The organism is Maridesulfovibrio pacificus (SeqCode), from assembly GCF_048612815.1.
In the GTDB taxonomy this organism is placed as follows: Bacteria; Desulfobacterota; Desulfovibrionia; order Desulfovibrionales; family Desulfovibrionaceae; genus Maridesulfovibrio; species Maridesulfovibrio pacificus.
The window spans coordinates 1177774-1202716 of sequence record NZ_JBLZNE010000001.1 but is presented as its reverse complement, the minus strand read 5'-3'; the positions used below and the strand labels follow the sequence as shown (position 1 = coordinate 1202716).

Below are 24943 nucleotides of genomic sequence, written 5' to 3'. Positions count from 1 at the left end.
AAAATAAAAAGGGCCGGGAGTATGAACTCCCGGCCCCCGGCGTCAAGGCTATGCTAAATTTCTAAGATTTCTTAGAATTTGTAAACGAGACCAAGAGCAAGCTTGAAGTTGGGGTCCTGCTTGTCTTTGATGGTACCGCGGAAGTTTTCCCAGGTACCTTTGTCGAGGTCAACGTCAGCGTAACCGAATTCAACGATAGCTGCCAGTTCGTCGTAGATCTGGTAGTTGGTGTTGAAGTCGATAGCGAATACGTGGTCTTCAGTGGTAAGGAAGTTACCATCTGCAGTGATGTTGGTGTTACCAACGCCAGCAGTACCTACGTTTTTGATCAGGTCTTCGTCGTTAGTACCCTGAATGTAGGTGAAAGCCAGTTTGTGGGACAGTTTCTCGAAGAAAGAGATGTTGTCAAAAGACAGACCGAGAGCCCAGAAACCGAGGGGGTTTTTACCAAGGTCAGCAGCGGTAAGGCTGGAAGCGCCGAGGTAGTAGGTGCCGAGGTCGAAGTCATCAGAGATGATGGGCAGACGCTCAGAACCGTTGCTGGTGTTGTCGTCTTCACCGGTGGTGTAAGCGAACTTCAGAACGGGCTGTACGAAATCGAGACCGGTGTAAGCAAGAGATGCATCAAACAGGAAACCGGAACGGTCATTCTGTTTAACGTCGCCGTCTACGGAACCGTAAACTGCGTCAGCTGCGAAAACGATGGGGTCGAACATATCCATGTTAAAGGAAGTACCGAGCCACCAAGCGTATTCGTTCTTGGTCAGAGCGCTGTTGTTAGGGGAAAGAAGACCAGCGGGGACGTTTGCAGCAGAAACGTTCTGACCTACTACTGCGTATGCAAAGTAGGGAGTAGCGGAAATGCCATCAAGAGTAACGGGCATTGCTGCGTAGAAGATGTCCAGTTCGTCTTTAGAAGTAGCGTCAGTAGCATCATTCTGAGCTTCGTCAGTGTAACGGATGAAAGCACCAGCAATAGCGATTTCGTCAGTGATGGGGGTTTCAACCATGAAAGCACCAGCGTCAACGTCACCAAGAACCATGGAACCGGTAACAGCGCCAGGCAGGTTGATGGACATGATACCAGCAGAAGTCAGAACTTCGGTGCCGGGGTAGCGGTACTGCAGGTAAGCACGTTTAACGTACAGACCATCGTCGTTGTCGCTGGAAGATTCGTTAACGTGAGCGTTACCTACGCGGTTCTTGTACTCAGTGTACAGAACTGCCCAGAGGTTTTCGTTTGCGATGAAACGGAATTCAGTACGAGCACGGAACCAGAAGTTCAGATCATCTTCGTTGGTGCCGCCGTCTTTGTTGGACAGAAAGTCAGGGTTGTCGATGAAGTTCATCTGGAACTGGAACTGACCTTTAGCGTCCAGATCTACTGCAGATGCAGAAGCAGCAAAGCCGAAGACCATGCATGCCAGTACTGCAAGAATAGCAAGTTTTTTCATTTTTTATTCCTTTTGCTGAAATAAATGTTAAGCACGATTGCCTGACGCCTACCTTCAGGAACCGTTCTAGCTCTTCACGACCCCCATTGCAAGCGAAAATTTACATTTTTTTGACAAGGGTATAATTTTTTTTACCGTATAAAAAATTTTACCCAGCTTGATCGCGCGAAAACATAGATAATTTCTAGACTTTCTAGATTTTGGATTTAAGCCTTTGGTTAAGCCAATTTTATTGCCATGGTCTAAGTTTCGGCATTTTTAATGACGGTTCAAAAAATTTTACACCTATACCTAGGTTCTGAGATGCAGGTTGCGAATAACAGAGGAAAAATAAAAAAAAAGGCCGGAAGCACATGCTTCCGGCCTATGATGGCATTGATTTTTAATGATTTTTAGAAAGAGTAAACGAGACCAAAAGCTACTTTGAGCATAGGATCTGTTTTACCGCCACGGGCGGAAACGTTCTGCCATGTGTCTTCATCAAGGTCTACATCCACGTAACCGAATTCCACAATAGCAGCCAGTTCATCATAAATCTGATAATTGGTGTTAAAGTCAATTTCGATTGCATAGTCTTCGTCAGTTAAGAAGTTGCCGTCATCTGTGATGTTGGCCAAGTTTGCGCTATGATTTTTAACAAGGCCAGCATCGTTGGTTCCTTGAATGTACAGGAAGTGAACGTCGTGGCTCAGGTTTTCGAAGAAGGAAATCTTTTCGAGAGAGAGGCCCACGGTCCAGAAACCGATTTGTTCGACGTTGTCAAAGTCTGTTTCTGTCAGAGCAGAACCACCGAAGTAAGTGGTACCGAAAGCCCAGTCATTACTAATTATGGGTAAACGCTCGGAACCATTGTCGGTGTCGTCATCTTCACCTGTGGAGTATGCGAAAAGCAGTTTAGGCTGAACGAAGTCGAGACCTGTGTAAGCGAGAGATGCATCACAAAGCAGACCGGAACGATCATTCTCTTTAGCATCGGCATCTACAGCACCGTAAACAACGTCAGCCTTGAAGATGATGGGATCGAACATATCCATGGAAAAGGAAGTACCGAGCCACCATGCATTGGCATTCTTGGTTTGAGCAGAACCGACGGGACCGGCAAAACCGGGGAAAGTGCCACCCGCGTCATTAACCGATTTGTCACCGATGATGGAGTATGCAAAGTACGGAGTAGCAGAGATACCATCTATGGTGATGGGCAGTGCTGCGTAGAAGATGTCCAGTTCGTCCCTTTTGTTGGTCGCACCGTCTCCGGTTACACCATAGCGGTCAGAGTTACGGATGAAAGCACCGGCAATGGCAATCTGGTCGGTAATAGGACTTTCAACCATGAACGCTCCCAGGTCGGCATCACCAAGAACCATGTTGTTAGAAGCTGCACCGGGCAGGTTGACGGAAAGGATACCAGCGGAAGTTAAAACTTCAGTGCCGGGGTAGCGGAACTGCATATAAGCACGTTTTACATATAAACCATCATCGTCATCATTAGTGGAGACGTTGACGTGGCCGTTACCGATGCGATTCTTGTATTCGGTATACAGAACTGCCCAGAGATTTTCGCTGGCGACAAAGCGAAACTCAGTACGGGCTCGGAACCAGAAGTTCAAGTCGTCTTCGTTGTTTCCACCGTCTTCATTTGACAAAAAATCCTGATTGTCGATGATGTTCATCTGAAATTGAATCTTGCCTTTGGCATCAAGATCAACTGCGTATGAACTTGCTGCGAATCCCAGAACCATAGTGGTTAGGATTGCAAGGATTGTTAATTTTTTCATTCTAGCCTTCTTTTGCTGAATTGTTTGTATAAAAGTCATCTGCCACCATATTTATATGGCTCGTTTTAGTTATTGCCGGATTTCAAAACTACCTGCAGAGCATGAAATTTTGATCCATTTAGTGATGGGGCAAAAAAATACAAATGCGGTTAAATCGATAGACTACCTTTATTGACAGTGAGTATGGAGGGAGATAGGTCTGAACTTTATACATATGTCAGATCAAAAAGGCGGCATGATTGATGGCTTTTGAGTTTCACAGTGCGGATTTTTCGGCTTTGCCCGGTGTATATCTGATGAAGGATTCATCAGGGCGTATTATATATGTAGGAAAGGCCCGGGAATTACGCAAAAGGCTGGCTTCATATTTTAGGGCTATGCATAAGCATACGCCCAAAACCCGTGTGCTGGTTTCTAAAATTCATTCCATTGATACCCTTGTTACGGGAACGGAGAAAGAAGCTTTGCTTCTTGAGGCAAGCCTGATCAAGAAGCACCGTCCCCGGTATAATGTGGTCCTGCGTGATGATAAGCAGTACGTGCTGTTTCAGCTGGACAAGAAATCCGAATATCCCAGGTTGCGTATGACCCGCAAAGTTGTGCGCGATGGTTCCGTTTATTTCGGTCCATACACTTCAAGCTACTTTGCGCGTGAAACATGGAAGGTGCTTGGTAAGGTCTTTCCGCTTCGCAAGTGTTCAGATTCGGCTTTCCGTAATCGGGTCAGGCCTTGTCTGTACCACGATATCGGGCAGTGTCTCGGTCCTTGCGTAAATGTTGTTCCCCGGCAGGATTACATGGAACTGGTCCATCAGGTGGAAATGCTTCTTTCCGGCAAGGCTGGGGATCTGATAGGTTCTTTGCGCCGTCAGATGGAAGAAGCTTCAGATGCATTGGATTTCGAAAGCGCTGCCAAATTCCGTGATCAGATCAAAGCCATTCAGAAAACCGTGGAAAAACAATCTGTGGTGCTCGGTGAGCGGTCTGATATTGATGTAATTGCGCTTGCAGAATCCTCTCAGGGAGTAGGGCTGGGGTTGCTCTTTATCAGGAAAGGTCGTTTGCTTGATAAAAAACACTTTTTCTGGCCGGGGCTCAGTCTTGAAGATGGCGAGGAAGTGCTGAACAGTTTTGTTTCCCAGTTTTACTCTTCAACCAAATTTATTCCTCCTAAGCTTTTCGTCCCTTTCGAGTTCGACATGCAGGGCGCGGCTGAACTTCTCAGCGAGCGCAGCAAATCCACTGTACGCATTGTTACTCCTCATAGCGGCGAGGAAAAAAGGCTGCTGGAGATTGCCCGAAAAAATGCCGCTCTCGGAATCAAGGAAAAGGAAAAGAATAACAATAATATTCTCGATCTGTTGGCAAGAAAACTTAAGCTTTCCGGTCCACCACAGCGCATAGAATGCATTGATGCTTCTCATCTCGGCGGTGAAGGTATGCGGGTGGGAATGGTGGTATTTGAAGAAGGCAAACCCGAGAAATCGCAATATCGTACCTATGCATTCCCGGAACTTGAACATTCTTCTGATGATTACGCCGCACTTTTTCACTGGGTGATCAAGCGCATAGATTCCGGACCGCCATGGGCAGACCTTATCTTAATAGATGGGGGTAAGGGACAGCTTGCTTCTGTTGAAAAGGCTTTTGCCGAGAATTGGAAGTATGACGAGCCGATCCCGCATCTGGCTTCTATTGCCAAAGGTCCGACGCGTAAGGCAGGGGAGCTTGAGGATCGTATCTTCCGGCCCGGACGCAAGAATCATCTTCCGCTCAAAGGCGGTAGTCCCGAACTTTTGTACCTGCAGCGCGTTCGTGATGAAGCGCACCGTTTTGTCATCGGCAGACAGCGTAAATCACGCAAGAAGAAGGTTTTGCAAAGCGAGGTCTTGTCATTGCCCGGAATCGGTCCCAAGACAGCCCGTTTGCTTTGGGATGAATTTGGCTCTGTACTGAAAATGAAAGAGGCCTCTGTGGAAGACCTCTCTAATGTTCAGGGGATCGGCAAAAAGCGCGCTCAGCAGATATTTGATGCTTTTCGGGAAGTTTAAATCTCCTGCTCTTTACCTACTTCAAGTTCAACAATATTACACTTCGGTGCCAGTTCTGCGCATATTTCTTTAAAGCTTACAGCATCCTGCTCAAGAATAGGGAAGGTTCCGAAATGCATGGGGATTGCGGTTTTGCAGTTAAGAAGTTTGCAGGCATAGGCCGCATCTTTTGAATCCATGGTGAACCAGCCTCCGGTGGGCAGCAGGGCTACGTCTATGTCGTGCAGTTTTCCGAAGAGTTCCATTGATGCGAACAGTCCGGTATCTCCGGCAAAGTAGACACAGTAATTGTCTTCGTAGGTAAGGATATAACCGGCTGGTGCTCCGGTGGCAGAAGAGTGCATGGCCTGAACCATTTTTATTTTGATTCCGGCTACGGAAACGGTACCGCCGATATTCATACCGATTATGTTGCTCTGATCTATTCCCAGACCAACCATTTTTTCCACCAGATCGAAAATACAGACCAGTGTGGCTCCGGTTGCCTTACAGATTTCCACTGCCTGCCCGATGTGATCTCCGTGGTCATGGGTCACCAGCACAGCGTCTGCTTTGCTGATGGATTCCCATGTGGCAGGTGCTTTGGGGTTACCTTCAAAGAAAGGATCGATGATTACGGTTTTGTCGTCAGCCTTGATTGTGAAGTTTGAGTGTCCGTTCCAAGTAAATGTATGTTGCATAGCTTACCTCGATGATTCCTCTCCCCAGCGGAGATAAAGATTATGTGGGATATTCATTTGTTCAAGAATGCGTCCTGCCATATGTGAGGCCATGTCATCCAGACTTCTGGGCGCATGATAGAATCCCGGCGATGCGGGCATTATCGTTGCACCGGCAAGGGTCGCTGTTTCCATATTTCGGATATGGATAAGGTTCAGCGGAGTTTCGCGGGTAACAAGAATCAGTTTGCGCCGCTCCTTAAGGCACACATCAGCAGCTCGGTGGAGCAGGTTGTTGCCCAGTCCTTGGGCAATTGCCGCAAGGGTTGCCATGGAGCAGGGACATATGATCATTCCGTCATGCTGCCATGATCCACTGGCCGGAGGGGCTGCGATGTTATCCTGCTGGTATACAAAATCAGCATGTCCGGTCAGGTCTTCAGGTTGAAAGTCTGTTTCAAGTTCCATCACCTTCAACGCAGCATCGGACATGATCAGGTGCAGCTCAACATTCTCAGCAGAACCGAGATGTTGAGCCAGTTTGACCGCATATATGGTTCCGCTGGCACCGCTCACGGAGAGGATTACTTTTTTCTTATCCATATTAATAAGGATACTCCTTTAAAAACTGCTTAGTTCAGATCTAGAAAATACAACAGGGAGATATCGATGACAAGGATAAGGGTGTATCTAATTCCTTGAAGTTTTGCTTGTCTTATGAGAGTAGAAGCTCACCCACACGAAATTAATTTCCCACAAGACAAAACACCTTACGGAGAAAAAATCTATGGTCACTCTCGGAACTGCCGGAACCGCTTCTGCACGCAAAATGATGCTGCTTGGCGGCGGTGAACTTGGTAAAGAGGTTGTCATTGAAGCCCAGCGCCTCGGCGTTGAGGTCATTGTCGTGGACAGGTATGAAAATACCCCGGCCATGCAGGTTGCGCACCGCAGCTACGTGATTTCCATGCTTGATGCCGCAGAATTGCGCCGCGTAGTGGAAACAGAAAAGCCTGATTACATCGTGCCGGAAATTGAAGCCATTGCCACCGAGACTCTTCTCGAACTGGAAAAGGAAGGTTTCAATGTTGTTCCCACAGCCCGTGCTACCCGTTTGACCATGGACCGCGAAGGTATCCGCCGCTTGGCGGCTGAGGAAGTTGGTCTTAAAACTTCCCCTTACAAATTTGCCGATACCAAAGAAGAGTACCTTGAAGCGATTAAAGAAATCGGCATTCCTTGCGTAATCAAGCCGGTTATGAGTTCTTCCGGTAAAGGTCAGAGCACCGTAAAATCCGAAGCAGATGTCGATCGCGCTTGGGATTACTCCCAGTCCGGCGGACGTACCGGGGAAGGGCGTATCATCGTGGAAAGCTTTGTTGATTTTGACTACGAAATCACTCTTCTTACCGTGCGCCATGCCGGAGGAACTTCCTATTGCGCGCCCATCGGACACAGACAGGATGACGGCGATTACCGCGAATCATGGCAGCCCCAGCCCATGTCTGAAGCAGCTCTTGCCAATGCGCAGGATTATGCTCTCAGAATTACTGATGCCCTTGGCGGCAGAGGTCTCTTCGGTGTGGAACTTTTCATCAAAGGCGAGGAAGTAATCTTCAGTGAAGTTTCTCCCCGTCCTCACGATACCGGTTTGGTGACCGTAATCTCTCAGGACCTGAGTGAGTTCGCTCTTCATGTCCGCGCCATCCTCGGTCTGCCGATCCCGGCTATCCGCCAGTATGGACCAGCTGCATCGAGCGTGATCCTTTCCAATGGCAAGTCCGAAGCTCCGGCTTTTGCCAATGTGGATAAGGCTCTTGAAGAAGCCGATACCAAAGTTCTTATTTTTGGAAAGGGCGAATGTGACGGTGTGCGCCGTCTCGGCGTTGCCCTTGCTCTCGGTGAAAATGTGGAAGACGCAAAAGCCCGCGCTATCCGCGCCTCTTCTGCCGTAGAAATTGAGTACTAATCTTTTTATATAACCTGATTAGGAAGCTCCTTTTGTGTCAGTTAGGCACGGAAGGAGCTTTTTCTTTGGTTTTTGCTTAATAAATCCTGTTCGGTTTTTGTTGACATAACTGCAAAAAGGTGAGCATTTATTTCTTGTCAGTAACGCAAATAATGAAAATCAAGAGTAAAAATTGCTTTTTTCAAAAGATAAGTAATTGCTTACGTTGATTTTCTTAAATTGGTTCGAACGATAGCTCCGCCTAGCGGAGATCTTTTTTACTCGAACTATATGTCTAACTCTTTATATAGGAATATAGTAGTATGAAACAGGAAGCAAACGGATTGGCCCTAGCGCCATTGGCTCTATTTTTGGTGATTTTTATTGGAACCGGATTTTTCCTGACCATGAACGGAACCAGCATGGCTTTCTACCAGCTCTCCGCAACCGTGGCTATTTTGCCTGCAATTGCTTGGGCAATTTGGATGGGTAAGGATAAACTCAACGACAAGATCAACATTTTCCTGCGCGGCGCAGGCGAGCCGGGTATCGTTACCATGTGCATGATCTACCTGCTGGCTGGCGGTTTTGCCTCTGTTGCAAAATCTATCGGCGGTGTTGAGTCAACTGTAAACCTCGGTCTGTCCATTGTACCTGCCTCCATGGTTCTGCCCGGACTGTTTGTTATCGCTGCTTTCATCGCTACTGCCATGGGTACTTCCATGGGTACTATCGCCGCTATCGCACCTATTGCTGTAGGTGTTGCCGGTAAAACTGACATTTCTTCCGCGCTGCTCATGGGGTCAGTTGTCGGTGGGGCTATGTTCGGTGATAACCTGTCCATGATTTCGGACACTACCATTGCCGCAACCCGTACACAGGGCTGTCAGATGAGCGACAAGTTCAAGATGAACCTGCTCATAGCATTGCCAGCCGCATTGATCACCATCGTGATTCTTTATGTGGCGGGCGAGGGCGGTCAGGTCGTAGCTGATGGCGGATACAGCCTGCTTAAGGTGCTGCCCTACATTACCATTCTGGTCATGGCCGTACTCGGCGTGAACGTCTTTGTCGTACTCGGCGCAGGTATCGTTTTTACTGGGCTGGTTGGTTTTGCCTCTATGGACAGCTTCAACCTGTTGACCTTCTCTCAGGACATCTACAAAGGTTTCACCGGAATGCAGGAAATCCTCGTGCTTTCCCTGCTCGTTGGTGGTCTTGGCGAACTGATTAAATTCCACGGCGGTATCACATACATTATTAACTTCATCGGCAGACTGACCAAGGGCACCAAGTCCACCAAGGCCGGTGAGTTCAGCATCAGTGCTCTGTCCGTAATGTCTGACCTCTGTACCGCGAACAACACTGTAGCCATCATCCTTACCGGGGGTATGGCTAAAGAAATCGCAGAGAGTCACAATGTTGATCCGCGCCGCAGCGCAAGTCTGCTGGATATCTTCTCCTGTGTAGTACAGGGCATCATCCCTTACGGCGCACAGATCCTGCTGGCAGGTTCCATCTCCGGTCTTTCCCCGCTCGAGATCATCGGCAACATGCATTACTGCTTCATCCTCGCAGTCGTAGCAGTGCTGAGTATTCTGACCGGATTTCCCCGGATTAGAAAATAGTTATTCGGATATATAAATTGTGAAATCCCCCGCAGCCTGATGGTTGCGGGGGATTCTTTTATGGAGTTGGAATAAGGGGTGGTGATGAATTGTCATGTTGATACAACCATCATTGGATAATAAATTTAGAAGTAGGCATAATAACAAAAAAAACTACGCCAAAGGCGTAACCATACAATCCCTACAACCCAAGCGATGCCAACAAATCATCAACATCACCCTGATCGGCCTTTTCGGTGGGGCCTTTGAGCTCGCTCATTTTGCTTTGAGTTTCCTGATCGAGCTGATCAAGGGATTTTTCCGGGGCCTGTTCCCGGGCTTTGATTTTAAGTCCGGTGGACATGTACAGATCAAGGACGATTTTCTCAACACTCTTGATGGTATCGATGATGATCTTGATGCGCTGCCCTGTCAGGTCCTGAAAGGAGAGGGTGGTCATGATGGTCATGATATCCTGACCCAAGGTGTCGTTGATGTTGGCCAGTTCCTGACGCTGTTCTTTTTTTACACCGCCGGATTCAAAAGCCTTGATGATGTTTGCAAGGGCGAACTGGGTTTCCTGAGTCTTCTCAAGAATATCCATGATGTCCTGCGTGGCTTTTTCGGTGGTGCGCATGATCGCGTCGAGTTGGTCGGAGGCTTCGTTGAAAAGCTGATCAGGATCGGAATCAACACATACTTCTACTGAGCCTGCTGAACCAGCCGGGCCTTTTTTGGCTTTGGCTACTTCCTGATAAATATCCCGGAGACCATTCTGCAGGTCAATGTTGATGCGGCGGTAGAATTCTCCCTCAAGAAGGGTCTGAGACATGCTCTTGGAAATTTCTTTCTGTACTGCATCGGCAATACTTTCCTTGAGACTTTTACTCAGGTCTTCGGAGACCTTTTCCATCATCTCCCGCACTATTTGATCATCATTAATCACTGCGCTCTCCTTGGCATTGGTTTTATATAAACGTTGCAGGGCTAACCCAGCTTTTTGGTCCTGATTATTTCACGCTGCTCGCTGAAAACAAACTGGATGATGGACTCAAGGTCGTGTTCCCTGATTTTTTCAAATTTCATTACCCAGTAATTGTCTTTTTTGCCAGCTTTTACACGACCTTTTGCTCCGGCCAGTCGTAAGGGAATCTGCTCAATTTCCGCCACGATCTCCATTATGCATGGCGCTGTGACGGAAGTTGAGCGAAAGGTCATTCCGTTGCCGGAAATCTTTATTATTTCAAGATCAAGGGGGAAATCCTGCTTGAGGTCTTTTTTACTCTGCATGCCCAGCAGCTGGTCCAGCTTGCGGTCAAGTTCAGTTACATAGACTCTAAGCCATTCCGGAACCTTCGAATCATCAAGATCTTCAGCGGGGTGTTTTTTCATCCCGATGAATCCCCGGTACACGGGCTGACTCTCCAGAGAAGAAGCGATGCGTCCGTGTCCTTTGATCCGTGTTTTTACACTTGCGTAATGCGGTGTGTCCCGGTCCATTTGGATTCCCTTGTTTATTGTAATGAACTAATCCTGAGGATCGACTTCCATGGCCCGGACAGGACAGACCTTGGTGCACAGGCCGCAGGCAGTGCATTTTTCCAGATCAAAGAGTACCAGACGGGTGTCTTTTTCAAGTGAAAGAGCTCCGGTGGGACACATGGCGAGGCACATGCCACAGTGCATGCAGGATTCATCGTCCCTTGCAATTTTCTGCGCAACGGGAATGAGGCGTACGCCGTTTTCCTTCAGGTAGTTGATGCCCTTGTGGTAGTCTTCTTCAAGACCGGTGATTTCAAGGGTCATGCTGCCTTCGAGTCTGGGGTTGATGTCAGCTTTAAGGATGTTGAAGCTGAGATTGTAAAGTTTACCCAGATTGCACACAACCGGACGGCCGGAAGTGTTGGGTGGGAAGGCCAGATGGATAATTTTGTTAAAGTTTTTGCTCTCGCTCATAGTTCTGTATCCGGTTAAATTATTTTAAGTTCTTGATAATGCTCTGCGCACGTTTTGCTTCAGCGGAATCGGGGGCTTTCTTGATAAGGTCTTCAAGAATATAACGCCCGGATTTGGTTTTGCCCAGTTTGATCAGGCAAAGGCCCTGCTTAAGCAGTGCGGGTCTGTATTTATTGCTCTTGGAATGTTTGGCAATGACACCCTGATATTTGAGTGCCGCATTGGCGTAATCCTTGAGCTGGTAGTAACATTCACCTTCCCAGAAAATGGCGTTGGGAACAAGCTTATGTTTAGGGAAAGTCTTGATAAACTCAGCCATATCTCGGATTGAGTCTTTGTATTTACGCTCTTTAAATAAAGTAAGGCCCTTATCATACAAGGCTTGAGCTGGATCAGCCGGCTCAGTCTTTTTAATTTCAGGGGCTACCACTGCGGCAATTCCGCCAATAGCTTCAGTTGCGTTGGAGATTGCAACCTGTGTTTCCTTATCTTTGGGAGCCTGTGCCTTGATCAGCCCAAGGTCTATAGCCAGTTGGCTTTCAAGGGCCAGACGCATGTTTTCGACTTTCTTGGAAAGCTCTTCCAGAGATTCAGTGCTGTTGGAGTCTCCTGCATCGAGTCTGCTTACGGACTCGGACATGGTGTTGACGGTTCCCTGAAGTTTGGCAACCTGCATCCTAAGGGCGTTCACTTCAGCATACATATTTGCCTGCTGGGTTTGCACCGGTGAGCTGGATTTTTTGATTTCATCGCGCAGGGCAACGCTGTCAGCAGCTGACTGTTGCTCAACGTTTTCGATTTTTTTGTTCAGCTGGGATCTGGTCTGGCGCAATTCCATGCGCAGTTTGTCCATATCAGATGTGGTTACACAGCCGCTTAGGCCGGTAGCCAGAGGAAAGGCGATCAGGGCAGCAATAAGAGAATTTTTCATGTTATTTTTCATTAATTTTTTTCCCCCTTTTTCTACCTAGAAGAAAGTAAGCCACACAGCCTAAAAATGGAATAAAAATCGAGAGCTGTATCCAGCCGACTTTTTCCATGTTGGACGGGAATTCCCTGTTGAATGCATCCCATATGGCGAGAAGTGTCAAGACCGCAAAAAGACCGACGCTGCCGAGGATGATGATCCAGGTTTCCATGGGAAGATTGGGAATTTCTCCGAAGAACATTAGGAGCTCCTTTTTTTATATATTGATAACAGGTATATACCAATTGCGAAAAAGACAAGTGTTATGAACTGAGTCATAGACAGGGGGCCGAGTTCGCCCCGGTAATCCGCCCTGAAAAATTCAATAATAAATCTGAACGCAGAAAACAATATCAGGAAAAGTCCGGTAATGCGGCCTTCAGTCTTAATATGGTTCCCGGCTACAACCAGAATCAGGAATGTGACCAGTCCGGCAAGTGAATGGTAAAGCTGGGTCGGGTGCAGAGGTTGAAACAGAGGGGCCAGTGAAGAAGTATTCTTAAATGTAACCGCCCAAGGAAGATCGGCCGGCTTGCCGTAACAACATCCGGCAAAGAAGCACCCAAGTCTTCCCACTGCCTGTCCGAGAGCAATGCCCGGTGCAAAGCAGTCCAGCCAATCCAGGATCGGTTGTTGTTTGGAACGCAGGTAGAGCAGTCCAGCCAATGATCCGAAAATTATCGCTCCGGAAAAAACAAGTCCGCCCTGCCAGATATAAAATATTCTGAGCAGGTCTCCGGAGAATTCTTGAGGATACAGGCCGACGTAAAGTGCCCGTGCGCCGATAACTCCACTGACAATTGCGATTATTCCGGTGATCGGAGCCAGTTTGTATTCCAGTTCCCAGAGCCTTGCCGCACGCATGGCCCAGCCAATACCCAGCAGGCATCCTGCTGTCAGGTAAACGCTGTAGGCATAAATATTTATGGAGCCTATGCTGAACAGGATCGGGTTCATTCTATTTATTCTTATAAAAAGATACGATCATGGCAAAAGCGCCGAGGCAGATAGCAATATCCGCAACATTAAAAGCCGGGTAGTGGTGTGAGCCATAGTAAAAATCCAGAAAGTCAGTAACCTGATGATAAAGAATACGGTCGATCAAGTTACCAATGGCACCACCCAGCACCAAACCAAGTCCCACAATCTGGAATTTATCCTTTTTATCAGCAGACTTAAGCAGCATTGCGATTGCACCCAGCGCAATAATGGTAACCACAACAAAGAAGTTGCGCTGCCATGTAATGTCCGCACGATTCAAGAAACCGAATGCCGCACCTTTATTGACCACATGTACCAGATTAAAGAATCCGGGAATGATAGTCTCTGAAGCCCAAAGAACCATCTTCTCACGGACAGCAATCTTGGTGATCTGGTCCAATACTAAAGTTACAGCAGAGATGATCCCCGCTAAAAAATATTTATTCATTCGAAGGTCGCCTTAACATGCTACTTGCGAAGCATACTAAAAAGTTTTGGGATTCTTAGACCCTTTTTTAAAAGGGTTTAAGCCGCCGGAGGCATTCTTCAAAAATGCCCCCGTCCTTGCGAGAAGGGCGGGGGCATTACTTATTCAATTTACAAAGAGCGAGAAATTAACCGGCCAGAACTGCTGCGCAACGCGGGCAGAGTTCGGGGTGTTCAGCAGTTGTGCCGAGAGTATCATATCTCCAGCAGCGGCTGCATTTTTCGCCCTGTGCCTTTTCAACCTTGATGGACAGACCTTCAAGTTCTTCAGGCTTAACTGCATCGTCGGAAGCTTCGGCCAGAGGCTTGATTTCAACACCGGATACGATGAAGAATTCACGACGCTCGATATCTTCGAGAGCCTTGGCAATGTCTTCGTTGGCGAAGAGGGTGATCTTGGTGTCGAGAGAGTGACCGATTACCTTTTCGCGGCGCAGAGGCTCAATTGCCTTGGTGACCTCGGTACGAACGTCCATGAGCAGTTCCCAGCTTTTGCGCTCGGCATCATCGATGGAGGGCTTGAGAAGCTCGGGACGGATAGCGAAGACAGTTTCTGCAGATCCTTTCATCTCTTCGGGCATATGGGAATATGCTTCCTCTGCAGTGAAGGAAAGGATAGGTGCCATATCTTTAAGCAGCATGAGCATGGTCTGCCAAAGTACGGTCTGTGCGGAGCGACGTTCGAGGCTCTTCTCGCCGGACACGTAGAGTCTATCCTTGATGATATCAAGGTAGAAGGAAGACAGCTCGGTTGTGCAGAGATTATGCAGGGTATGGTAAACTTTGTGAAATTCAAAGTTTGTGTAAGCCTTCTGGATTACCTCATGCTGGCGGTTGACCAGATCAAGTGCGAAATGGTCGATGGGCAGCATTTCTGCGGGTGCTACTGCGTCAGTTTCGGGGTTGAAACCATCAAGGTTACCGAGAATGTAACGGCATGTGTTACGTACACGGCGGTAAGTATCAACCATGCGGCTCAGGATTTCGTCGGAGATACGGACGTCTTCCTGATAGTTAACTGCGGAAACCCACATACGCAGAATTTCTGCACCGTGCTGGTCGATGATTTCCTGCGGTGCGATTACGTTACCGATGGATTTGGACATCTTGCGACCGTCCTTGTCAACTACGTAACCGTGAGTGAGTACGGTTTTGTAGGGAGCCACGTCGCGGGTACCAATGGAAGCGAGCAGGGAGCTGTGGAACCAGCCGCGATGCTGGTCGGAACCTTCGAGGTACAGATCAGCAGGGAAGCGGTGCTCCTTACGTTTTTCAACAACAGCCGCGAAACTGGTACCGGAATCAAACCATACGTCGAGGATGTCGTCTTCCTTGGTCCAGTGGTTGCCGCCGCATTTGGGGCATTTGAGACCTTCAGGAGCGATTTCTTCAACTGATTTTTCAAACCAGTAGTCACAGCCGCGTTCGTGTTTTTCAAATTCGTCTACTACGGAGAAAACCCATTCTGGCTCGTTGTATACCTCATCGCAATCTTCACAGATCAGGGCGATGATGGGTACACCCCAGTTACGCTGACGGGAAATACACCAGTCAGGGCGGTTTTCAACCATGCTGTAGATGCGGTTTTCACCCCAGGCAGGCAGCCATTCAACATCGTCTTTAATGGCTTTGAGGGCTTTTTTGCGCAGGTCGTTTTCTTCCATGCCGATGAACCACTGGGTGGTTGCGCGGAAGATGACCGGCTCTTTACAGCGCCAGCAGTGGGGGTAGGAGTGGGAGATTTTTTCCTGCGCCAGCAGGTTGCCCAGCTCTTCCAGCTTTTCGATTACTTTGGGGTTGGCTTCCCAAACATTCATACCGGCGAAAAATTCTACTTCCTTGAGGAATACACCGCTGTTGTTCATGGGAGAGTAAACTTCCAGACCATTCTTGAGGCCGGTCTCAAAGTCTTCGCGACCATGACCGGGAGCAGTGTGAACACAACCGGTACCGGAATCGAGAGTTACGTAGTCCGCCAGTACGACGGGGGATTCGCGGTCATAGATGGGGTGCTTGGCTACAGCGCCTTCGAGTTTGGCACCTGCTACAGTTGCCAGAACGTTCCAGCTTTCCCAGCCGAAGGATTCCGCACAAACGGGCAGCAGTCTTTCAGCGAGGATGTAGATATCGCCGTTAACTTCGGTAACAGCGTATTCAAATTCAGGATGAACAGCCACAGCCATGTTATCGGGGATGGTCCAGGGAGTGGTGGTCCAGATACATACATAGGTGCGGGAGAGGTCCACTTTGGACGCAACATCTTCGGGCAGTGCTTTCAGAACTTTTTCATCGTTCAGGGGAAAGCGCACGTAGATGGAAGGAGAAGTGTGATCTTCGTATTCAACTTCTGCTTCAGCAAGAGCGGTACGGCAGTCACAGCACCAGTGGATGGGCTTCTTACCGCGGATAACAGAGCCTTTCTCCATGAAACGACCAAGTTCACGAGCGGTTGCTGCTTCGTATTCTGGTTTCATGGTCAGGTAAGGATCTTCCCAGTTACCGAGTACGCCAAGGCGTTTGAATTCCTTGCGCTGGATATCAACGAACTTTGCTGCGTATTCACGGCAGAGTTTACGGATAACGGTGGTGGGCAGTTCTTTTTTCTTTTTCTTGAGTTCCTGCTCAACCTTGTGCTCGATGGGCAGGCCGTGGCAGTCCCAGCCGGGAACGTATTCGGCTTTCATGCCCTGCAGGTTGCGGGATTTTACGATAATGTCCTTGAGGACCTTGTTCATGGCTGTGCCCATGTGAATGTGGCCGTTAGCATACGGGGGGCCGTCGTGAAGGACGTACTGTTCGGCGTCAGCGTTGGCTTCAACCATTTTTTCGTACACCCCGGTTTCCTCCCAGCGTTTGAGCATTTCGGGCTCGCGCTGTTTGAGGTTGGCCTTCATGGGAAATTTTGTCTTGGGCAGACACAGGGTCTTTTTATAATCGCTCATGACTGGAAAAGTCCTCCGGAACTCTCTTAAGGATATGATATTTGATTAAAAGCCGTTTAAGTACTCACATTAACGATAGTAATTATGTTCAAAACAAAAGCTGATATATCGGCTTATTAAAAGGGATATGAACAAAATTCGGCACGCTATGGAAAAGCAAAACAGCCATTCTTGCGTAAACTTGAAAAATAAAAAAATGCTCAAAAATGAGCGGCGTTATCTTTAAACAAGGCGTGATGGAAGTCAACCCGGAGTTGCTTCATTATTAATTAAAGGGAAATGAGTCCTTCAATGGTTGCTGCTTTCTCGTAGACATTCAGGATTACATCAGAGCTGTTGGCATGGATGACAACGGTTACGCTGGTGTATTTGCCGGTTTTGGAGTCTTTTTCAGTGTAGGGAAAACCGTCAATCATGGATTTGAGTTCATCCAGAGACTTGCTGGGAACAATAAATTTAAAAGTGTAGTCGCAGGGCCATTCATGGTGTTCATCAAGGGTGGCTTTAAACTGTTCTATGGAATGCGCCATGTTTATCTCCTTATATTTAAATAAAATATTTGTTTTTAATGCTGTGGCTCCGATCACGGGATGAAGTTTATACCGCTTGTCGGGCATTGTTGATATATGGATCGGATATGGTGCTGTCAATGGTATGAAAAAAAGTTTTTCCCTTGTCCCTAAAGGAAATTCCCGCATTGTCGATACAGTTTGCAGGTGTTCCTAAAATTATACTGTAAGGATAGGGCGGAAAATGAGTAAAAAAAATCTCCACGCAACCAACTTCAGGAAAGTTCTTGAATTATTTAATGAAGGGCGTGACCGCGAAGCGGAAAGTCTTTTGAGGATCATTCAGGAAGACTATCTTAACATGTATGAGGAAAATAAAGAGTTGCGATCTCAAGTTAAAGAGGTTGCAGAGATTCTTGACCTTGCGGAATGCATGGAGTTTGACGGACAGAAATATTGGATTGATGAGGATAATGAAAAAACTGGTCCTTATTGCCAGGTTTGCTATGACCGCGATGGAGTCCTGATCAGGCTCCAGGAGCGGTCTAAGCACTGGGAGTGTTATTCCTGCCAGAACCTCTTCGTCAAAATGCCTACCGGCAGTTTCATCCATAAAAGCAGACCCAAAAAAGAGTCCAAGCCGCTGCTTAGACTTTTTAGTTAAGAAAAACACTTTATTTTCCAGTCCTTAATATACACCTTGGAGCGGAATTGTTCAGTATTGAGCAATTCCGCTTCTATTTTATCCCCGCGTTTTGAGTTTTGATTTGGGCTGATTGTTCTGTGTAATTGTAACATAAAAGGGGTAGATTAAATCTGAGTCAGAATCTATGGGATGTTTGCCTTATGTATAAGTTTGATACATGCGAAAAATGGAGATCACTGCCCTATGGTTCTTACTGAACGGCATATGCTGCTCTTGAAGCACATCAGAAGCTATTCAAAAATTGATAGATATCATGGTCTGTTGCCAAAGCGGGAAACTTATTTGTACGACCCGGAGCTTCTCAGTGAACTTTTAAAATCCGGATTGATAGACGAGGGTAGTATCTGTACATCCTGTGGGAACAACCTTGAAGGATACAGGGTTTCACGAAAGGTTGAGAAGGAATTTGATAGATTCGGTGAGGAAGTAAAAGATAAGGATTGGGAAACATTCTGCGGCATAGATATCGAGATTAATGAAATCCTTGATAAAGTTCATGTCCGTGCTTTGATTGATATCTTTCATTTATCGAGAATTTCTCTTTTTCGGGGCATAGCTCCCAAGAGCATTATGCAGGAATCCTTTACCGCAGATATTCTCAATGTCCTGCTTGATGTTGGGTATATAAATAAAATTTCTCTTAAGGGCCCGGCGATATTATATGAAAGCGGTTTTGTGCTCACGGATCGGGCTTCACGCATGCTTAAACAGGCCGGTTATGTAAAGTAATTTATTGTGAGTTTAGTTTTTAAGGGCAGTGAGTTTACTCATTGTCCTTTTTTTGTTTCGGCTGTCAAAATGAGGCTACAATTGTCTTTATGTTGGATTTAATAGCGTCATTGAGTTACTATCCACAAACTGAACTTAAACCGTGAGGTATATATATGTCGGGTAAATTTTTGTGCATACATGGACATTTTTATCAACCGCCGCGTGAAGATCCGTGGCTGGATATGATTTTTCCTGAAGGAAGTGCGGCACCGTTCCGGCATTGGAATGAGCGTATCTGCCGTGAAAGTTACGGTCCATTGGCTTGGGCCAGACGTATGGGAAGCAACGGTATCTTTGATATCCTGAATTGCTATGAATGGATGAGCTTTAACGTGGGGCCTACTCTGTTCCGCTGGATTGAACGCTCCGAGCCGGAGCTTTATGCGAAGATTCTTGAAGGTGATGCCTTAAGTCTCAAGCGTTGGGGACATGGGAACGCCATTGCTCAGATATATCATCACGTAATTATGCCTCTTGCTTCAGAAATGGACCGTGATGCCGAAGTAGCGTGGGCAATTGCAGACTTTGAATCCCGGTTTAAACGCAGGCCGGAAGGCATGTGGCTTTCTGAAACCGCCTGTAACACCGATACACTCGAAACTCTTGCTGAGCACGGTATTGCGTTTACTTTACTGGCTCCACGGCAAGCGGAGGCAATTGCAGAACTGAATTCTGATGATTGGCAGGAAGTAGATGAGTACTCTATCAACATAAAAGAGCCCTACCTTGTGGAACTGCCTTCAGGTAAGACCATTTCCATTTTCTTCTACGATGGCGGACTTTCTCAGGCCATTGCTTTTGAAGGGCTGCTTAAAAATGGTGATGAATTCTGGAACAAGTTATCCGGTGCATCCGCAGAAGGGCTTCTTTCCATCGGAACGGATGGTGAGACATATGGACATCATGTGGAATTCGGGGAAATGGCGCTGGCTTATGTGTTGGCGCAGGCTATTGAAAATCGGGACGAAATTTCTTTGCTCAACTACGGGGCTTATCTTGAAAAGCATCCTCCGACCCGCAAGGTAAAGATTCGGGAGGATTCTTCATGGAGTTGCTATCACGGTGTCGAGCGTTGGCGTAATGATTGCGGTTGTTGTACCGGTGGACATAATGACTGGAACCAGCAGTGGAGAAAGCCACTCCGGGAAGGTCTGGATGCAATCAAAACTTTGATGAACGCCCACTATTTCAATCATGGTGATAAGATATTCAAGGACTCCCGCAAGGCTTTAGTTGAATACGGAACAGTTCTGAGCGGCATTGTTACTGAAGAAGAATTCTTCAAGAAGAACTTTAAGGTTTCCGAAGGCAGTGCCGAAGCTGATATGGGCTGGAAGCTTCTTTCCATGCAGAAATGGGCTCTTTCGTCTTTTGCAAGCTGCGGCTGGTTCTTTGATGATCTGGCCCGTTTGGAGCCTGTGAATAATATGAGTTTTGCCTTACGGGCGATCGAGATTGCGCAGGAAACTGGTTTGATCGGATTGGAAGAGAAGTTTCTTTCCATAGCCGGGGAAGCAAGGTCCAATGAAGAGCGTTATGGCTCAGCCATTGATCTTTGGAGCAGCAAGATTAAGCCTCAGAGTGAAACTCCGGGAAGCTTGATAGGGCAGGCGTTAGCACGTTTGTATGTAGAGGGAGTCTTTCCTTTACCCGGTGAAGAAGGGCGTATTGAATGGCCCGGTGTTTCTGTCTTCATCAAGGTAAATGATTCTTCTCTTGTCATGGCCCGTGGTGAAGCTGAAATACGCTGGCAGTTTGAGTCGGAAGTTAAAGAATACAGCTGGAAATGGGAGAAAGGGGAGCGGGTTCTTACCGGATCGGTTGAAATTTCCCTGCCTGCCGGACAGATTGAGCATTATCCGCTCACTGAGATTTCATGGAAGAAAAAACAGTCCCTGTCTCTAACCTGGGTTAACAGATTTGCCCATAAATCATGGGAGACCCAGATATTAAACACGGGTTGTGGACCTGTTCTTTTTAATGACTTTGAAGATTATCAGACCTCTCAGACATGGGCACCGCACTGGCGTAAATTATGGGCCGGTCTGGCTTGGAATTACATATTTTCCGGTGATAATGTCGGTGAAGATTCTCTTAATTTTATGAGAGAAGTAGGGCGGGATCATCCTGATTTAGATTATTTTATTGAGCGACTGGCTAAACAGCTTTGCATAATGCTGCACAATGATCTGACATTCTGGAATAGTATTCGCGGAGTTGTAGAACGGGCTCGCAAGATCGAATTGCCACTTGATCTCTGGAAACTTCAGAATTGTTACTGGGATAAGGTTTTGATCGGGGAAAATGATCCTGATCTGGCGAAGATGATTGGTTTTGATTTGTAGTTTTTATTGATAAAAGAACAAAATAAAAGGTCCGTTGAGATTAACTTAACGGACCTTTTATTTTGTATTAATTTAGTCGAAAACTAGAACTCATAAACCGAACCGGAGCCCATAGGCACAACTTCGCAGGAGAGCCGTTCTTTAAGGAATTCGAAACCGTCTTTTCCAGTACAATGTCCGGGGGAGATCATTTTGGGGTTGAACTCCTCAATTGCCTTGGCGGTGTTTTCGTATTCCGTCCTGCCGGCGGAAAACAGGTGCAGGCCGCCGATGATTGCGTGTACGGAATCAATCCCGGTCAGGTCTCGCATATGGTAGAGCGAATTTGCCAGACCGCTGTGACAGCAACCGAGAACTACAACCGGGCCGGAATTGCTCATGAGCAGCATAAAAGCGTCATCACGAACGTGATCGACTTCAGTCATTTCCTGATCAATGAATAAATCCTTGGTCGCTTCAAACAAGCCTTCACGACGCGGGATTTCAGTGATCATGAACAGCCCGTCTTCCAGTTCAACATCATCGCGGACAATGATGGTTCCCGGATATTCACAATGAAAAGATGCGTCCTTGGCAGAGCCGTCATCTTCTTTTGAATAGCGTTTGTTGGCAAAATCGGGATGAGCATAAACAGGGCCCATGAAATCAGCATTCATGAGGGCATCCATGCCTCCGGTATGATCCCAGTGCCCGTGACTGAGTGCCAGACCTTTTGCCTTGCTGACATCAATATTCATGGCGTCGGCATTTTTCAGGAAAAGGTCGCTTGCGCTGCAATCCCAGATCCAGAGGTCATTTCCCGGCAGTTCAAGGGCCATGGAAAGTCCCCATTCCTTGCCAAGATTAGCATTCAGGGATTCATTGTCACAAAGAACGGAGATTCTGCACGGTTCGGTGTATTGTCCTGTTATCTTGATGGCCATTTTTGAGGATCATCCTTGAAGAGCTTGTAGTTGATGGAGTCCACAAGGGCCTGCCAGCTCGCTTCAATGATGTTGTGGCTGACACCCATGGTGGTCCACTGGCTTTTTCCGTCAGTGGATTCAATAAGCAGACGGACGTTGGAACTCGTTCCCGCTGCCTGACGTACCGCTCCGGACAATACTCTTACCTTAAAATCCTGTAAACGAACATCTTTTAATGACGGGTAGAAAGGCTCAAGTGCTTTGCGCAATGCTTTGTCGAGAGCGTTAACCGGACCGTCGCCTGAAGCAGCGGTATGGTTTTCCTGCCCATGAACTTTAACGATTACGGTTGCCTCGGAAAAGGGTTCTGAATCGTTTTTGCGCTTGGCATCCACAACAAAGAAGTTGATGAACTCAAAGTAGCGTTTAGACCAGCCCATGGCTTTGAAAAAGAGCAGTTCAAAGGAAGCTTCGGCTGCTGAATATTCAAATCCGATGGATTCACGTTCCTTGATGTCAGCCAGAATAGTCTGCACCGCAGGATCGTTTTTATCCAGATCGTAGCCGTACTGTTTGGCCTTGTAGAGAACGTTGCTTTTACCGGAAAGGTCGGAAAGCAGCACACGGCGGTCATTACCTACCAGCAGCGGATCAATATGTTCGTAGCTGGTGGAATCCTTAAGTACGGCACTGACATGAATACCGCCTTTGTGCGCGAATGCGGCCTGCCCTACAAAGGGCTGGCGCAGGAACGGGCGCAGGTTGGCGATTTCAGTGATATAGGTGGAAGTTTCTTTGAGTTTGGTCAGTTTATCCTGCCCAATGGTCTCATAGCCGAGCTTGAGTTCCAGGTTGGGTATGATGGAGCAGAGGTTTGCATTACCGCAACGCTCGCCATATCCGTTCATGGTTCCTTGAATCTGGATCGCACCGTTTTGTACAGCCGCAAGAGAGTTGGCCACTGCCAGTTCACAATCGTTATGAGCGTGGATTCCGATACTGCAACCGGGAATCTTTTCCTGCACAACTCTGCATGCTTTTACCACCTCTTCAGGCATAGAGCCGCCGTTTGTGTCGCAAAGGATGAGAACGTCAGCTCCGGCTTCATGTGCGGCCTTCAGGCAGCTGATGGTGAATTCCGGATTGGCCTTAAAGCCGTCAAAGAAGTGTTCGGCATCAAAGAACAGCTCTTCCACATGCGGACGCAGGTAGCCTATACTGTTACTGATCAGTTCGATATTTCTTTCAAGGGTGACATTAAGAGCACTGGTGGCGTGGAAGTCCCATGTTTTTCCGAAAATGGACATAGCCTTGGCACCTGATTCAATCAGGGCATTCAGGTTGGGATCATTTTCGGGAGTTAGGCGGTTCATGTGAGTTGAACCAAAGGCTGAGACTTTGCAGTTTTTGAGAGCGTAGTTCTGGATTTCCTGAAAGAATTCCTTGTCCGTGGCATTCGACCCGGGCCAGCCGCCCTCGACGTAATGTACGCCGAGGTCGTCCAGCTTGCGGGTGATGCGCACTTTATCTTGTACGCTTAAGTTTATTTCTTCGGATTGTGTGCCGTCACGCAGGGTGGTGTCGTATATTTTTATTTGTTTCATTTGCTAAAGTGAGTTTTCATCGGACCCCGATTTATCGAGCCCGAACGTGTTGTGGAGCGTTCTTATGGCCAGTTCAGTGTATTTTTCTTCAATTAGGCAGGTAATTTTAATTTCAGATGTGCTGATCATCAGGATGTTGATGTTTTCGTCACGCAGTGCTTGAAATGCTTTGGATGCAACACCGGAATGGTTACGCATTCCAACACCGATAACGGAAACCTTGCAAACATGCTGATCGAACAGAACGTCCTGAGCTCCCATGGGTTCTTTAATCTCGTCAATAATTTCGAGGGTCTTTTTCAGATCGCCTCTGGGAATGGTAAAGGTCATGTCAGTGCGGCCGTCACGGCTGGGGTTCTGGACGATCATATCAACAAGAATACCTGCTTCTGCAAGAGGAGTGAATAGCGCTGCGGATACACCCGGTTCATCCTTAACTTTGGATAGAGTTACGCGGGCCTGATCCTTGTCATATGCAATTCCGGAAACAAGTACTGATTCCATATTTTTATCCTCCTGAGTGACGTATGTTCCGATCTCATCGCTGAAAGTAGAGCGGACATGAACTTTAACATTATATTTTTTAGCAAATTCAACTGAACGAATCTGTAGTACTTTTGCGCCCATACTGGCCATTTCGAGCATCTCGTCATAGGAAACGTGATCCAGCTTGCGGGCCATGGAACAGATGTTGGGGTCGGTAGTGAATACGCCCGGAACATCAGTAAAAATTTCACAGACGTCAGCTTCAATAGCTGCTGCCATGGCTACTGCGGATGTGTCGGAGCCGCCGCGGCCAAGGGTGGTAATTCGTCTACCTTCGTCACAGCCCTGAAAACCGGCCATGACCAGTATATCATTTTCCTGCAGCATTTCTTCGATTTTATCGCGATCAATATCAAGGATACGTGCGCGGGAATAGGAAGAGTCTGTTTTAATGGGAACCTGAAAACCCAGCAGGGAGCGGGCTTTTATTCCGCGATCTTTGAGAAGCATGGAAAACAGGGCTACGGAAACTTGTTCGCCGGTAGATACCAGTGAGTCCATTTCTGCCAGATCCGGTTTTTCGGACCATTCATAGGCCAGATCAATCAACCGGTTTGTTTCACCGGCCATTGCGGAGAGGACTACGATAACTTTGCTGCCTTTTTCGTAAGGCACCATGACTTTTTCCAGTACTTGCTTCATGCATTCGAGGTTCCTGACCGAGGTTCCACCGAATTTCTGTACTACGATGTTCATCTGAACATTATCTCCTTACCACATGAGTTCAACGG

22 protein-coding genes are annotated in these 24943 nt (G+C 47.4%); 6 read left to right on the top strand and 16 right to left on the bottom strand.

All coding sequences use genetic code 11. The annotated features are described in order from the left end of the window. Positions 1–71: 71 nt before the first annotated feature. On the bottom strand, positions 72–1454 hold the full coding sequence (locus ACNI23_RS05755) for an outer membrane homotrimeric porin (protein ID WP_420247255.1): 1383 nt from the start codon (positions 1452–1454) through the stop codon (positions 72–74). A 392-nt stretch (positions 1455–1846) separates the two neighbouring features. Continuing rightward, positions 1847–3229, bottom strand: a complete 1383-nt coding sequence (locus tag ACNI23_RS05750; RefSeq protein WP_420247253.1) for an outer membrane homotrimeric porin — start codon at positions 3227–3229, stop codon at positions 1847–1849. A 242-nt stretch (positions 3230–3471) separates the two neighbouring features. Between ACNI23_RS05750 and uvrC the strand changes: the two genes are divergently transcribed. Next, on the top strand, positions 3472–5280 hold the full coding sequence (gene uvrC / locus ACNI23_RS05745) for an excinuclease ABC subunit UvrC (protein ID WP_420247252.1): 1809 nt from the start codon (positions 3472–3474) through the stop codon (positions 5278–5280). On the opposite strand, the gene ACNI23_RS05740 is transcribed toward uvrC, so the two are convergent. Then, complete coding sequence (locus tag ACNI23_RS05740; protein ID WP_420247251.1) at positions 5277–5960, bottom strand: metal-dependent hydrolase; 684 nt, start codon at positions 5958–5960, stop codon at positions 5277–5279. The two genes, uvrC and ACNI23_RS05740, sit on opposite strands and share 4 nt — an antisense overlap. Positions 5961–5963: 3 nt before the next feature. After that, on the bottom strand, positions 5964–6542 hold the full coding sequence (locus ACNI23_RS05735) for a UbiX family flavin prenyltransferase (protein WP_420247249.1): 579 nt from the start codon (positions 6540–6542) through the stop codon (positions 5964–5966). A 184-nt stretch (positions 6543–6726) separates the two neighbouring features. On the opposite strand from ACNI23_RS05735, the gene purT reads away from it, so the two are divergent. Both purT and ACNI23_RS05725 read left to right on the top strand, forming a co-directional pair. Next, positions 6727–7908 (top strand): formate-dependent phosphoribosylglycinamide formyltransferase, encoded by a 1182-nt coding sequence (purT, locus tag ACNI23_RS05730; protein ID WP_420247248.1) that lies wholly within the window; start codon positions 6727–6729, stop codon positions 7906–7908. A 302-nt stretch (positions 7909–8210) separates the two neighbouring features. Continuing rightward, positions 8211–9515 carry a Na+/H+ antiporter NhaC family protein gene (locus ACNI23_RS05725; RefSeq protein WP_420247247.1) on the top strand — a complete coding sequence of 435 codons (1305 nt, stop codon included), beginning with the start codon at positions 8211–8213 and terminating at the stop codon, positions 9513–9515. Positions 9516–9696: 181 nt separating this feature from the next. On the opposite strand, the gene ACNI23_RS05720 is transcribed toward ACNI23_RS05725, so the two are convergent. The 9 genes from ACNI23_RS05720 to ACNI23_RS05680 all read right to left on the bottom strand — a co-directional run bounded on the left by ACNI23_RS05720 (position 9697) and on the right by ACNI23_RS05680 (position 17356). After that, positions 9697–10440 carry a protein phosphatase CheZ gene (locus ACNI23_RS05720; protein WP_420247246.1) on the bottom strand — a complete coding sequence of 248 codons (744 nt, stop codon included), beginning with the start codon at positions 10438–10440 and terminating at the stop codon, positions 9697–9699. 41 nt (positions 10441–10481) lie between these two features. Then, positions 10482–10994 carry a hypothetical protein gene (locus ACNI23_RS05715; RefSeq protein ID WP_420247245.1) on the bottom strand — a complete coding sequence of 171 codons (513 nt, stop codon included), beginning with the start codon at positions 10992–10994 and terminating at the stop codon, positions 10482–10484. A 27-nt stretch (positions 10995–11021) separates the two neighbouring features. After that, entirely contained in the window at positions 11022–11450 is a 429-nt protein-coding gene (locus tag ACNI23_RS05710) for a 4Fe-4S binding protein (protein ID WP_015851885.1), read from the bottom strand. Between the two features lie 19 nt (positions 11451–11469). Next, positions 11470–12393: a tol-pal system protein YbgF gene (gene ybgF / locus ACNI23_RS05705; RefSeq protein WP_420247244.1), complete on the bottom strand. Its 924-nt coding sequence runs from the start codon at positions 12391–12393 to the stop codon at positions 11470–11472. Then, positions 12383–12619, bottom strand: a complete 237-nt coding sequence (locus ACNI23_RS05700; RefSeq protein WP_420247243.1) for a PLD nuclease N-terminal domain-containing protein — start codon at positions 12617–12619, stop codon at positions 12383–12385. Before ACNI23_RS05700 ends, ybgF begins: the two co-directional genes overlap by 11 nt. Next, positions 12619–13374 (bottom strand): prolipoprotein diacylglyceryl transferase, encoded by a 756-nt coding sequence (gene lgt / locus ACNI23_RS05695; RefSeq protein WP_420247242.1) that lies wholly within the window; start codon positions 13372–13374, stop codon positions 12619–12621. The genes ACNI23_RS05700 and lgt overlap by 1 nt, the downstream gene beginning before the upstream one ends. A 1-nt stretch (position 13375) precedes the next feature. Continuing rightward, positions 13376–13846 carry a signal peptidase II gene (gene lspA, locus ACNI23_RS05690; RefSeq protein WP_420247241.1) on the bottom strand — a complete coding sequence of 157 codons (471 nt, stop codon included), beginning with the start codon at positions 13844–13846 and terminating at the stop codon, positions 13376–13378. 166 nt (positions 13847–14012) lie between these two features. Further along, a complete protein-coding gene (gene ileS, locus ACNI23_RS05685; RefSeq protein WP_420247240.1) occupies positions 14013–16826 on the bottom strand; it encodes an isoleucine--tRNA ligase in 2814 nt (937 codons plus the stop codon). 269 nt (positions 16827–17095) lie between these two features. After that, the gene (locus ACNI23_RS05680; protein ID WP_420247239.1) at positions 17096–17356 is read right to left on the bottom strand and encodes a DUF493 family protein; all 261 of its coding nucleotides are present in this window, start codon (positions 17354–17356) and stop codon (positions 17096–17098) included. 223 nt (positions 17357–17579) lie between these two features. On the opposite strand from ACNI23_RS05680, the gene ACNI23_RS05675 reads away from it, so the two are divergent. The 3 genes from ACNI23_RS05675 (at position 17580) to ACNI23_RS05665 (ending at position 21157) form a co-directional block, all read left to right on the top strand. Then, positions 17580–17999 carry a hypothetical protein gene (locus ACNI23_RS05675; RefSeq protein ID WP_420247238.1) on the top strand — a complete coding sequence of 140 codons (420 nt, stop codon included), beginning with the start codon at positions 17580–17582 and terminating at the stop codon, positions 17997–17999. A 225-nt stretch (positions 18000–18224) separates the two neighbouring features. Continuing rightward, the gene (locus tag ACNI23_RS05670; protein ID WP_420247237.1) at positions 18225–18770 is read left to right on the top strand and encodes a hypothetical protein; all 546 of its coding nucleotides are present in this window, start codon (positions 18225–18227) and stop codon (positions 18768–18770) included. Positions 18771–18925: 155 nt separating this feature from the next. Then, positions 18926–21157, top strand: coding sequence for a DUF3536 domain-containing protein (locus ACNI23_RS05665; RefSeq protein ID WP_420247236.1), 2232 nt, complete (start codon positions 18926–18928; stop codon positions 21155–21157). Positions 21158–21240: 83 nt separating this feature from the next. Here the strand turns inward: ACNI23_RS05665 and ACNI23_RS05660 are convergent, their stop codons facing one another. From ACNI23_RS05660 to ACNI23_RS05650, 3 genes are read right to left on the bottom strand one after another with little or no spacing between them, the layout of a single operon-like run. Next, the gene (locus ACNI23_RS05660) at positions 21241–22080 is read right to left on the bottom strand and encodes an MBL fold metallo-hydrolase (RefSeq protein WP_420247235.1); all 840 of its coding nucleotides are present in this window, start codon (positions 22078–22080) and stop codon (positions 21241–21243) included. Beyond that, positions 22065–23666 (bottom strand): citramalate synthase, encoded by a 1602-nt coding sequence (gene cimA / locus ACNI23_RS05655; RefSeq protein WP_420247234.1) that lies wholly within the window; start codon positions 23664–23666, stop codon positions 22065–22067. The genes ACNI23_RS05660 and cimA overlap by 16 nt, the downstream gene beginning before the upstream one ends. A gap of 3 nt (positions 23667–23669) precedes the next feature. Further along, positions 23670–24908, bottom strand: a complete 1239-nt coding sequence (locus ACNI23_RS05650) for an aspartate kinase (protein ID WP_420247233.1) — start codon at positions 24906–24908, stop codon at positions 23670–23672. Between the last annotated feature and the right edge of the window lie 35 nt (positions 24909–24943).